The 13293-nt window shown below is 61.3% G+C and carries 3 protein-coding genes; 1 reads left to right on the plus strand and 2 read right to left on the minus strand.

Annotated features, from left to right (window positions below; translation table 11 throughout):
• Positions 1-20 precede the first annotated feature (20 nt).
• Together RTX96_RS17325 and RTX96_RS17330 are read right to left on the minus strand one after the other, a co-directional pair.
• Positions 21-1310 (minus strand): TolC family outer membrane protein, encoded by a 1290-nt coding sequence (locus RTX96_RS17325; RefSeq protein WP_286140670.1) that lies wholly within the window; start codon positions 1308-1310, stop codon positions 21-23.
• A 134-nt stretch (positions 1311-1444) separates the two neighbouring features.
• A complete protein-coding gene (locus RTX96_RS17330; RefSeq protein ID WP_312671644.1) occupies positions 1445-13024 on the minus strand; it encodes an Ig-like domain-containing protein in 11580 nt (3859 codons plus the stop codon).
• Between RTX96_RS17330 and RTX96_RS17335 the strand changes: the two genes are divergently transcribed.
• Positions 13008-13293: hypothetical protein (locus RTX96_RS17335; protein WP_312671648.1), on the plus strand; the 286-nt coding region annotated here is incomplete at its 3' end. The genes RTX96_RS17330 and RTX96_RS17335 overlap by 17 nt on opposite strands.

Here is a 13293-nt window from a genome sequence, read left to right on the forward strand (position 1 = left end):
TACTCCTTGGCCGTTAGCGCTTAAAGTGATGGCAGGGTATCGCCGATGGTGCGGCTACGCTCAATGCCTAACATATCTAATAGGTTATCTGCGGCGGCGGCATAGCGCACCGCGGCATCCCAGGCGTCATAGCGGGCAGTAATCGACGCGGTATCGGCCTGGAACACATCCTGTTCAATGCTGAGCAGATCGTTAAGGCTGCGCTTGCTCAGGCGATACTCATCGCGATAGACCCCACGGGCGCGATCGGCGCTCAGGTACTGCGCGTCCCCTGCCCGCTGGCGCTGCTGGGCTCCGGTAAGATCGGCCCACGCGGTGGCGGCGCGCTGGTTCATATCCAGCTTGCTGGCCTCCACCTGCGCCCGGGCGCTGGCCCGATCCCCCTCGGCTGCATCGACACGGGCACCGACGGCACCGCCCTGATAGATAGGCGCATCGACCACCAGCTGCACCTGATCGTCCCAGTAGCTATCATCATCGTTCTGATAGCGCGTCCGGCCCGCCTGTACCGAGACCGTCGGCCAGTGCTGGGCCTGGGCCTGGCGAATGCGATCGTCCGCCGCCAGCTGTCTCGCCTGGGCGCTGCGCACCGCATTGCTGCGTTCGTAGGGGAGCGAGTTAAGGGTGATTTTCTGCTTCATCAGATCTTCAGGCAGATCGGGAAGCGTATCCGACATCACGCCGGTAAGTACGCTCAGCGCCGCCTGGGCGGAGCGGGTCTGGGCCTCGTACTGGGCGAGAGAGGCGTTCAGCCCGGCAATGCGCGTCTGGGCCTGCAACACATCGGACTGGGAGCTTAATCCGGCCTCGGCACGCAGATCTGCCATCTCCTGCACGCTCTGCAACGAGACAATGTTTTTGCGCGCCGCCTCGGCCAGTGCCTGGTAGCGCTTTACCTGCAGGTAGGTTTGCAGCGTCTCCATGCCGACCTCATTGAGGGAGTTATAGAGATCGTAGCGGTAGGCATCGGAAAGATTGTGCTGCTCATCAATGCTGCCGCCGGTTTTGCCAAAGTCGTAGATCAGCTGCTTCAGGCTGACGCCGCCGGAGCCGTTATTGTTGAGGGAGCCTGCCGAGTCGTTGCGGTGCGAACGCCCAACGTTACCCTGCAGGGATATCTGTGGAAACCAGGCGCTCTCCGCCTCGTCCAGATTCGCTTTTCCTACGTGGATCTGCGCCGCCGCCTGCGCAATTTTAGGGTTGCGGGCGAAGGCGCGTAAAATAGCTTCTTTGATTGTTAGTTGCGCCCGAAGTTGCTCTCCAGGTGCGGCCTGCCAGTTAAACTGCTCTTCTCCGTATGCTGTACTCATTACGCTCGCGCCGAGCGCAGCCAGCAGAACGACATACAATGCCTTTGCTTTCATCTATCCACCCTGACTGTCCCTGGTGATATTTTTATAATCTTTTATGCCTCATCCCTGAGGCATAAATGACAGGGATAAAGCTATACCATATTGACGTGCAGCCCTTGCTGGACCAGCACATCGCCTAACGTCGTGTTTTGCGCACTGTTGTGATAGACATCGAACTGCATCCCGTCCACTTCGCGCTGACCGCTAATAGCCCAGATGTCGTTCGCCCCATGTACCAGGTTCACCTGGTCGCCGTTACTGCCTTTAATGACCAGATCGTCTTCCGGCTTATCGGTCACCGTCAGCGCTTCGTTCAGGTCGAGCGTCAGGCTGTTAGTACCCGATTTACCGAGGTCGATGATCTCGACGTTGTGGACACGGCTCGCGGTATCAATAAGGTTAAGGATCATATTGACGCCATCCAGCACCAGGGTATCGGTGCCCGCCCCACCGTTGATATCAATAAAGCCCAGCGTTGAAAGGTGGATGGTGTCGCTACCCTCACTACCCTGCACGCTTTCACCGCTCTGCTGCGTCCCGTCGGCCAGGGTGATGCTCAGGCCGCCAATGGTGAAGGCATCGTCAGCCGTTGCACTCAGCACGCTGTCGTCAGCGGTGTTCTCTTCACTCGTGGTAGCCGCAACATGACTCACGGCGGCAGGCGTTGTGCTGCTCTCCTCCGTGGTCTGCTGGGTGGTATCGCTGCTCTCTACCGCGCTGGCTGTCAGCAGCGAGAAGCTGGTGGCTTCTGCCGCGAGAGTTTGCGTCCCGACTGGCGGTGTGGTGGTGGGGTTGCTGCCGTTGAGGCCAACGTTCAGATATCCCACGTTCCCTGCTGCATCTGCGGCATAGAGATTGAGGACGGTGCTTAGCGACAAAATCTTCGCTAAATCAAGCCCTACATCTAGCGTAGTTGACCATCTGCCGTCTGCACCGGTTATTGCCGTCGCCTGCGCAAGATTCAACAGGTTGAGGTGCACCAGCGCCCCTTGTCCCAGGTTGTTGGAAGTGCCGCTGATGGTCAATTTCGCTGAACCGAGCAGGCCAGTGAGTACGCCCCCTATTACGCCCAGCAGGTTGGTGACCGGGTTAATTGCCAGCGTCGGCTGGGTCAGCTTAACGTTGACGTCCGCCTCGGTCGCCGTGGTGTTACCTACCCGGTCGGTAACCGCTACGCCCACCTTCAGCGCGCCGGTAGCGAGGTTTTGCAGCACCGAGTTGCTGACCGTAGCCGTCCAGTTGCCTGCGGCATCAACGAGCGCATTAATCGGCGTTCCACCCAGGGTGACGACAACTGACGCCCCCGCCGGTACGCCGCCGATTTTGCCGCCGATGACCTGGCCCGACGCCGCCTCGTTAATGTTGAGGTAGCCGTCGTTACCAAACAGCGAGGTCAGCGAGATGGTCGGCAGGTTATGGGTGATCACATCCACCAGCGAGGTGGCGGTAGCGTTTTTTCCTGCCGGGTTAACCAGGCTGGCGTTAACCGTCAGGGTGCCGTCCAGCAGCGCTGCAAGATCGGTTTTCGGTACCGAGACCGACCAGTTGCCGTTGGCCGCCACCGTTGACTGGTAGGTTTTACCGCCAAGGGAGACGTTGATCAGCGAGCCGGCGGCGTTGGTACTGGTCCCGGTGATCGCCTGCGCGCTGAGGATCTCTGCCGCGTTCAGACCGTTGCCGCCAAACAGGGTATTGATCAGCAGCGAAGGTGCCTGCTGGATAGCGACCGTCAGATCCTGCGCGGTGTTGGCGACGTTGCCCGCCACATCGCGGGCGGTGGCGGTAACCTGCAACAGGCCGTCCGCCAGCCCTTGTAAGGAGACAGTCGGAACCGCCAGCTGCCAGGTTCCGTTCGCGCCAACGGTAGTGGTCAGGCTTAGCGGGCCGATGTTAACGTCAACGACGGTCCCGACGGCCAGGTTAGTACTGGTTCCCGACAGCAGCGGCGTAGAGAGCAGATCGCCCAGGTCCAGCGTGCCGTTGCCAAACAGCGGGTTGAGACCCAGCGTCGGCAGGTTCTGTACGATGGCATTGACCACCTGGTTGCCGGTCACGATGTTACCGACGGTATCCACTACGCTGGCGGTTACGCTCAGCGCGCCGTTGACCACGCTACCGGCTAATGCACCCGCGGGCACCGTTACCGACCAGACGCCATCAACTACGTTGCCCGTGAAGGGCTGACCCGCCACGTTGACGGTGACGAGACCCGAAGCAAGACCTGCTGCCGTACCGCTGATGGTCTGTGCTACCCCCAGGTCGGCAAGGTTAATGTAGCCGTCGTTGCCGAACAGGGAGTTGATCACCACCGTCGGCAGGTTAGCCAGACCTACCCGTACTTCGACCGGGGCGGCGATCTGCGCGCTGTTGCCGTCCGGGGTGACGATCGTTACCTGCGGCTGGAAGGCACCGTCCAGCAGGCCGGTCAGATCGGATGGCGCCAGATTGATTGAGAACAAACCGCCCGCATCGACCGCGCCGAGGAAGGTTTTACCTGCCACCTGCACTTCGACGCGGGAGCCTACCGGGGCGTTACCCACCACGCCGCTGATGGTCTGGTTCAGCAGCGAGTCGGCCACGTTAAGCACGTTATCGGTAAATACCGCCAGGCTATTGAGCACCGGCGCCACCAGATCCACCCGAATGCTAGCCGTCTGGCTCGCCGGGTTGCCGTACTGGTCGAAGGCGCTGACGGTGACCGGCACCTCCCCCGTGCCGATGCCCTGCAGCAGAGCCTGTACCGCCGCCGGCAGGTTCACGGCCCAGCGGCCGCTACCGTCGACGTTGGTGGTAAAGGCCTCTGCGTCACCGATCTGGATAGTCAGCTGCTGTCCAGCCAGGCGGGTTGAGGTGCCGCTCAGGGCGGAACCCAGCAGCTCAGGAATGCTCAGCACGCCGTCGCTAAACAGCGGATCAAGCCCAATGGTCGGCAGCGCACGTGCGACGTTAAAGCTGGCGCTGGTGTTAATGACGTTGCCAAAGGCGTCGGTAATGGCCAGGCCAACGTTCGCCTGGCCGTCCGGCAGGGTATTAAGCAACGTATCTGGCAGTACCGCAGACCAGGCGCCGGTGACGGTATCCACCACCGCATTAATCGCCTGACCACCAAAGTTGACCACCATTCCCGTGACGTTCGCCGCATTGTCGAGCGTCCCGCTCAGGGTCTGGGCAACGCCGCTCTCCACGCTGTTAAGCACGTTATCCGCCGTCATCAGGATCTCGCCCACTACCGGCAGGTCGGTCAGCGCCAGGCCCACATCAACAATCTCCTGACGGGTGTTACCGTTGGCGTCGATGACGTCAAACTGCAGCGCCACGGTGTCAGTGAGTAGCCCCTGCCACAGGCTTGGCGGCAGGTTGACGGAGAAGCTGCCGTCCGGCCCGACCAGCAGATCGTTGATGGTGACGTCCGTGCCCACCAGCGTCAGGTTGACCTTCGCCCCGCGATAGTCGCCGCTGACCTGGCCCGTCAGGGTCTGGGTAACCAGCGACTCGGCCACGTTCAGGATGCCATCGCCAAAGAAGAGCGAATCAAAGAGCAGGCCCAGGGTTGGGTTGAGCGCCACGTTCAGCGCGACGTTGTTGGTGGAGACGTTACCTGCGCTATCCCGCGAAGAGATGCTGATCACCTGCGCGCCATCGGTCAGGGTCGTCAGATCGATATTCGGGAAGTCATAGCGCCAGTTGCCCTGCTCATCGACCTGCCCGGTCCAGCTGATCGGCCCAAGCTGAATGGTCACCTCGTTGCCCGGATCGCCGGTCCCCTGCAGCAGCAGACCCGACGCTGCACTGACGGTGTTGAGCACCGCCGGCACGCCCAGCGCATCGACGTAGAGCAGCGGCGCGCTGGCATCTACCGTCACCGTCTGGGTGGTGCTTTGCGGGTTGCCTGCCGCATCGGTAATAGAGGCGGTCAGCGGATAGGTGCCGTCGGTAAGCCCTGCAACGTCGCTCTGCGGAACGGTGACTGTCCACTCACCCTGAGGACTAACCGTTGCATAGTAGGTTTTGCCGTTGAGCGTCACCTGAACATCGCGGCCCGGCTCGCTGGCGGTCCCGCTGATGGTCTGGCTCACCCCTTTCTCATCAATATTGACAACGTTGTCACCGGCAAAGCTGTTCAGCGTGATGGTCGGCACAGCGGTATCGACGACAAACGCCTGCCCCGAGGTAAACTCAGGTGCGTTAAGGCTGGCCACGCCCAGCGTATGCGGCCCTTCACCCAGCAGCTCACGCGGTACGTTAAAGGTCCAGCTACCGTCAGGTCCAATAGTCGTATTGCCAATAACGTTGCCGTCGAGGAATACATTAATCGGCCCGGTCACGTTAACGGCCCGACCAGCGATCGGCAGAGTATCGCCCGTAAGTTCGCTGGCATTAACAACGTTATCGCCTGCGATCACGTCCAGAGTCAGGAAGGCTGGCGGCGGGGTCAGATCGACCGCCAGCGTGCCGCCGTCGATCGACACCAGGTTGCCCGCGCGATCCGTGGCCTGAACGGTGATGGTGCCCGCCGTTAGCCCTGCCATATCCGCAGGCGTCAGCTGCAGCGTCCAGCTGCCGTCCGCTTGAATAGTGGTATTGAAGGTGCGTCCGTCAGGGAAGGTGACCAGCAACGGCTGCCCGGCTTCCAGGTTAGTTGAGGTCCCGGCGATGGTCTGCACCGTCTGACTCTCGTCGTAGGTCAGGACGTTATCGCCCGCAAACGGCGTTGTAACCTGCAGCGTCGGCACATCGATCAGGATAGTGACCGGGGCGCTGGTGCTGTTGGCGTTGCCCGCGCCGTCGGTTACCGTGACCTGCACGCTCTGATCCCCTCGCGCCACGCCCGCCCAGTCGGCGTCGGTCAGCGTCAGAGACCAGGTAGTACCGTTTACCGGCACGTTAGTAAAGAGCTTGCCGCCCACCGTCACGTCAACGCGGCTTCCCACCGGGTAAGTCGTGGTAAAGCTACCGGCGATGGTATTGGTGCCGCTCGCCTCCTCCACGCTGACCACGTTATCGCCAAACAGCGGCGTAGTGATGGTCACGTTTGGCGGGGTCAGCGCCACCTGGTACGGTACCGGAACGGTAGCGCTGTTGCCGTACTGATCCTCGGCATAGATCACCAGCTGGTGCGGCCCCTGGGTCAGCGACTGCAGCGAGCCTGCCGGCAGGTTAATGGTCCATGTGCCATCCTCCAGCACGTTAGCCGTATACGGCGTGCCGTTCACGTCAACGCGGATAGTCACATACTGGTTAGGTCCGAGCACCTGGGTAGAGCCGGTGATCTGCGCCGCGCCAGCCGCTTCGTTGATATTGAGAATATTATCGCCAAACAGATCGTTAGCGACCGGCGCAGGCAGCGCGGTACGTACCTGGAAGCTGCCCGGATCGGTATCGGTATTGCCAGCCCGATCGCGGACGGTCACCTCAAAGGTCGGCGTGGTGTTGTTAGCCAACGTTCGCAGATCGGTAGCAGGCAGCGTAATCGCCCAGTCGCCGTTCTCCTGCACCGGCCCGGTATAGATCTGACCGGTGCTCAAGGTAACGCTGACGGTCTGCCCCGGCCCGGTCACTCCGGTATTGCCGCGCAGCACCTGATCGCTCTGCGACTCAACATAGTTCAGGGTGCCATCGCCAAACGGCGTGACAAACTGCGCCTGCGGCAGCGCATCGACAATCGCCTCAAAGCTGCCCTGACCGGTGATCTGATTACCGGCAACATCGGTGACGGTAATGTTCACGCTCAGCACGCCATCCGGCAGCGCCTGCAGCTGTGCGGCGGTCAGCGGTAGCGTCCAGGTTGCGCCCTCTACCGTCGCGGCGATGGCTGGACCATTGTTGATACTGACCAGTACGCTGCCCACCTGGCCTGCCGGCACGCCCGTTGACCCGGTAAGTGCGGAGTCAGCCAGCGTTTCGGCGGCGCTCAGGAAGCCATCCGTGAAGGCGGTAGCCAGCGTCGGCGGCGTCAGCGCATCGGTACGGACGATAAACGTCTGCTCCGGCGAGGTAGAGACGTTACCCGCGCGATCGGTAACGGTTACCGTCATAGTGTGGGTGGCGTCGGTAAAGGCGTTAAGCTGCTGCGGTGTTAGCGGCACCGTCCAGTTGCCGTTGACGTCTACCGTACCGTTATACTCCTGGCCATCAATGACGATCCTCACCTGCTGGTTTGGCCCAGCCTGACCGGTAGAGCCGGTAATTTGCGCCCCGGTATTGGCCTCCGCCTGGTTGAGGTAGCCATCACCAAACAGCGCCGGAGGCAGCTCCGCCACGGGTCCAAAACGCACGACGTCGAGGCTAGCGCTGGCCGTCGCCGGATTACCAAAGGTATCAAGCGCGGTTACCGTCACAGGTAAGATGCCGTTACCGGTCAGTTCACCACCTGCTACGGTTACGGCCCAGGTGGTGCCGGTAACGGTGCCAAAGAAGTTTTGCGTACCAATAGTTACCGTAACCTGTGTACCGGTTGGCACACCGTTAACCGTCCCGGTCAGCGTAGTCCCCGCTGCCAGCTCCTGCGCGCTGACGATATTATCGCCAAAGGCCGCATTGAGCGTAATAGACGGCGCATTCTGGGTGTTAACGTTAATCGGCACCGCTACCGGCTGGCTGTTGCCCTGCGGATCGGTGACGCTGAAGTTTAGCTGCGAGGTACCCTGCGGCAGCAACTGCAGATCTGCCGCCGGAATAGTCATGCTCCAGCTACCGTTCTCGCCAATGACGGCCGCAATGGTTTTGCCGTTGATAGGCAGCAGCACCGTCAGGCCCGGCGTACCGGTTCCAGTGATGGTTTGATCCAGCAGCGACTCAGCGATATTGACCCGGTTATCTTCCAGGAAGGTGCCTGCCGTCTGTACGGTGAGCAGCGGCGGCGTCAGGTCGACGCCAACGGTATGCGTAGCCTGCGCGTTATTTTGAGCAGCATCTACTGCCGTGGCGGTAACGGTATAGGTGATACCGTCAGCCAGGTTCTGCACCACCGGCTGTGGCACAGTAAACTGCCAGCTGCCGTTGCTGCCAATGGTCGCGCTGTAAGGCGCGCCAGCAAAGGTGACGCTGACCACCGTACCCGCCGCCAGATTGGTCGACGAGCCGCTGATCACCAGGTCACGGCCCTGCTCCTGAATATTGACGATGTCATCCTGCGCCACGGTATTGACGGTCAGGGTTGGCTGAGAAGCCGGGGTGGCAGCAAAGGTAACGTTCTGCGCGCCGGTCGCCACGTTGCCGGCGAGATCGGTAACCTGCACGCTAATGGTTTGTGCCCCGTCAGCCACTGCCGCCAGCGCCTCAGGCTGAATATCCAGCGTCCAGCTGCCGTCGGCAGCGACCTGAGCGGTATAGGTCTGGCCGCTCAGTGTCACCGTGACGGTCCGCCCCTCCTCTACGCGCGTGGTGGTGCCGCTGACCGTCAGCGGGCTCTGCGCCTCCAGCGCATTAATAAAGTTGTCGGCCGACACGGTGTTCACCGCAATCAGCGGAGCATTCAGCGGCGAAGCATCAAGGGTGAAACTGCCTGGGATAGTAGTAGAGTTCCCTGCTGGATCGGTGATCCGCGCTGAGATAGCGACTGGACCGTCAGCAACGTTAGCCAGCGCGCCGGCTGGCAGCGTAATGCTCCAGGTCCCGTCCGGCTGCAGGATCGCATCGTAGTTCTGGCCGTTCACCAGCACGATCACCGCCTGCACGTTCTGGGCATCGTATGGCCCGCCGGTACCACTAATGACAACCGCCCCGCTGGCTTCGCTGCTGTTAACGGTGTTATCTGCCGTCACGCTATTGATAGTCAGCAGCGGCGGCACGGTATCGACATTCAGCGGTGCGATCTGCGTATTCTGGTTGCCCGCCGCATCGGCAACGGTCACCGTTACCGTATGGGACCCCTGGGCCAGCACACTGATTTGCGCTGGCGTCAGCGGCAGCGTCCAGTTGCCGTTGGCATCCACCGTGCCGCTTATCGGCGCACCGTTATCCACTTGAACGGTGACGCTCTGGCCTGCGCCCCGGCTGCCGGTGGTGCCGGTCAGCGCTCCGCCTGCCGCCGCTTCCAGGGCATTGATGGTCCCGTCGCCAAATGGCGTGTTAATGGTCGCCAGCGGCAGCTGCTGGGTGATGATCAAGAACTGCTGCTCGCTGGTAAGCGGTACGCCGTTAACATCGACCGAGGAGACAGTCACGGTTGCCGTACCGTCGCCGATCAGCGCGGCAGCGCTATTCGGTACGGTCACGGTCCAGAAGCCGCCTGCGTTAACCACCCCCTGATACTGCTGCCCGTTGAGGGTGACGGTAACCGGGGTGCCTTCCGGTATGCGGACCGACGATCCGCTAACGGTGATCCCATCGCTGATATCCGCCAGGCTGATGGCGTTATCCCCCTCTACCGGATTAATCAGCAGCGCGCTGGCGGTGGAGTCAACGGTGAAATCAACGTTCAGCGGCGCCGAGGCGTTGCCCGCGCTGTCCGTGACCGTCACCGTAAGCTGCTGCGGGCCGTCGCCGAGGCCGCTGAGAGCCGTAGCCGACACCGGCACTGCCCAACTGCCGTCGGCGTTAACCACCGCGCTGAGGGGCTGGCCGTTAACGGTAAGGGCCACCGTTGCGCCTGGATCGGCAGGGACGGTGCGCCCGGTCAGGGTAAAGCCGTTTGCCAGTTCGGCAGGGTCAAGCACGTTGTCGCGGGTAACCGGATCGACCACCACGTTCGGCGCTGTGGCATCCAGGTTAACGCCCCGGGTAAGGGTCGTTGCGTTGCCTGCCGCATCGGTCACGGTCACGGTATAGGCGACCTGTCCGTCAGGCAGGGCAGCCAGCGCACCGGCAGGTAGCGTCACCACCCAGCTACCCGGCGTGGCGCCCGGCAGCGCCGTGTAGCCTGTACCGTTGACGTTCACGATAACCTGGGCGGCATCCGGCGAGATAACATTGATAGCCTGGTTGCTCTGCACCTCCGCGGCGTTGAGCGTATCCGTACCGTTGATCGGCTGGACGGTCACCTCCGGCGGCACCTTATCCACGCTAAACGGGATAGTCTGGGACGCGTCGTTGCCTGCAGCATCGGTGACGGTCACGTCGAACGATCCCGCGCCGTCCGGCAGGGTTGTCATCGCCCCGGCTGGCAGCACAACCGACCAGCTACCGTCGGCAGCAACGGTACCGGTGTACTGCTGCCCGTTGAGGGTGGCAACAACCGTCTGCCCTGGGCCGGTAACACCGGTATTGCCGGTCACAAACTGATCCCGCTCGGATTCGATCAGGTTCACAACGCCATCACCAAACGGCGTATTGACCACGGCCTGGGGCAGATCGTTAATAATCACCGTAAAGGTATGGCTGTCGATAACAACGCCGTTAGGGCCGGTTGCGGTGGCGGTCACTACGGCAGAGCCATCGTTCAGCGCCAGCAGATCGGCTGAGCCTACCGTTACCTGCCATGCACCGTTTGCTGCAATCTCGCCAATATAGCTTTGTCCGTTCAGCGTTACGGTTACGACGGTACCGACCGGCAGCCCGGCGCTGTTGCCGTTGATCACCAGATCGCTGTTCGCCTCATCAAAATTCAGGTAGTCATCGCTGGAGATAATGCTGATCGCCACCGCATCAACGGTGGTATCCACGGTAAAGGTGTGATCAACCGAGGTCGTCTGGCCGTAACCGTCGGTCACGCTAACGTTCAGGGTGTTGGTGCCGTCAGAGAGCTTTTGCAGCTCCACGGCAGGGAGAGTGACGCGCCAGCTGCCGCCCGCATCCACACTGCCCTGATAGCTGCCCGAACCGAGAGTAACGGTAATTACGCTACCCGGCTCGGCATTGGTTACCGTTCCCTGGAGGATCTGGTCGACCCTGAGCTCTGCCGCATCCAGATCGTTACCGTCGGTCAGCGCCTGGACGTTAAGAGCAGGTAGAGCGGTTTTCACATCGATATTCTGCGTTACGGTCTGCGTGTTACCGGCCGTATCGGTTAGCGTTACCGTCAGCGGATAGCTGCCCTGACTCAGCTGCAAAAGGTCAGCTGCTGGAAGCGGCAGCTGCCAGTTGCCATCCGTTCCCACCGTAGTGGTGTAGGTTTTGCCGTTCAGAACGACCGTCACCGGCTGACCGCGTTCGGCAACCGAGCTGATGCCGCTCAGAACCTGATCCTGCCCTAGCTCCTGGCCGTTGAGTTTGCCGTCCGCCGTCAGCGGCAGCAGGCTAAGCGCTGGCAGAGTGGTATCAACCTGTGCGGTGCTGGTCAGCGGCGCACTGTTGCCTGCGGCATCAATGACATTGACGTTGATGGTCAGCAGCCCGTCTGGGATCGTCTGCATATCGCTGGCGGGAACGACCGCACGCCAGTTGCCGTCGCCATCCACCAGCGCCTGGTAGGTTTTGCCCGCCAACTGCACGCTCACGCTCTGACCACTACCGGAAACGCCGGTGTTACCACTCAGCACCTGATCCAGCCCCTTTTCCACGCTGTTAAGGTAGCCGTCACCAAACGGTGCATCGATTGTGGGGATCGGCAGATAGTGGATCTGCACGTTCAGCGTGTGGGTGTCGCCTGCTGACTGAGGCCCTTGGGTAACTATCGCTTCAACGGTGTTCGCACCGTCAGGCAGGAGCAGCAGATCGGCAGAAGGGATCTGTACGCTCCAGTTACCTGCAGCATCAATGGCGGTGACGGCATACTCTTTGCCGTTAAAGCGCACCACGATACCGACGTCCGGCCCGGTCACCGTGGTTACGCCACGCACCTCCAGCGGACTTAGCGCCTCGCTGGCGTTGAGGTAGTCATCGGTTGAGAGGATCGCGATGGCGATGCCGGTCTGAGAGCCATCGACGTTAATGGTTTCGGTGCGCTCCACCGGCGTGCCGTTGGCATCATTTACCGAGACGGTGAGCGGATTATCGCCCTGTGCCAGCGAAGCGAGATCGCCCGCTGGCAGGGTGGTTTTCCAGCTGCCGTCACCCATCACCTGTGCATAGTAGGTTTTCGTCCCCAGCGTAATCGTCACCACCTGCCCCGCCGGGATATTCACGGTTTGGCCGGAGAGCGTCTGGTTCAGCTGCAGCTCGGCGGTATTGAGGACGTTATCCCCCGTGACCGGATCGACAATCACCTGTGGACTGGTGAAGTTAGTGCTGAAGTCCGCCTGGCCGGTTGTCACGTTGCCCGCCAGATCGACGATCTGATACTCCACGGTATAGGGTTGACCATCCTGCAGCTGCTGGATATCGGTCTGAGGAATACTCAACTGCCAGCGGCCAAGGTTATCCACTGCGGTGGTATAGCTCTTACCGTTGAGCGTCACCGTCACCACGCTACCCTGATCTTCGCTGGCGGAAAAACCACGTACGATCTTGTCAGCGCTGAGCTGGGAGGCATCAAGAATGTCGTTTGGTACGAAGGGGGTCAGCTGGAGCGCGGGCGGAACGGTATCAACCGTGAAATCCAGTGAGGAGGTAACGGTACGGCCGGCATTATCAACCAGCAGGACCGAGAGCGAGTTCGCTCCCTGTGCCAGAGACTGTAAAACATCAGCCGGTATTTCAAGGCTCCAGCTGCCATCGTTATTAACGATGGTTTGCCATGTGTTACTGCCCAGGGTCACAGTAATCTGGCTCCCTGCGTTAACCGCATCGGTTCTTCCCACCAGAACCTGAGCCGTGCCAACCTCTTGCTGGTTTACTATGTTGTCGCCTGTCAATGGGTCGATCAGCAGAGTTGATACAGGGGGAGTAGGCTCCTCTCCATCATCCGGCGGCGTGGTGCCGCCATCGTCCGGCGGCGTAGTTCCGCCATCGTCCGGCGGCGTGGTTCCGCCATCGTCCGGCGGCGTGGTTCCGCCATCGTCCGGCGGCGTGGTGCCGCCATCGTCCGGCGGCGTGGTGCCGCCATCGTCCGGCGGCGTAGTTCCGCCGTCGTCCGGCGGCGTGGTACTGCCATCGTCCGGCGGCGTGGTACTGCCATCGTCCG

Source organism: Pseudescherichia sp., assembly GCF_032052675.1.
In the GTDB taxonomy this organism is placed as follows: domain Bacteria; phylum Pseudomonadota; class Gammaproteobacteria; order Enterobacterales; family Enterobacteriaceae; genus Pseudescherichia.

Bases quoted from the DNA above. Each gene is read 5' to 3' on its own strand.
- RTX96_RS17325 (WP_286140670.1), bottom strand. From the start codon at position 1,310: ATGAGTACAGCATACGGAGAAGAGCAGTTTAACTGGCAGGCCGCACCT.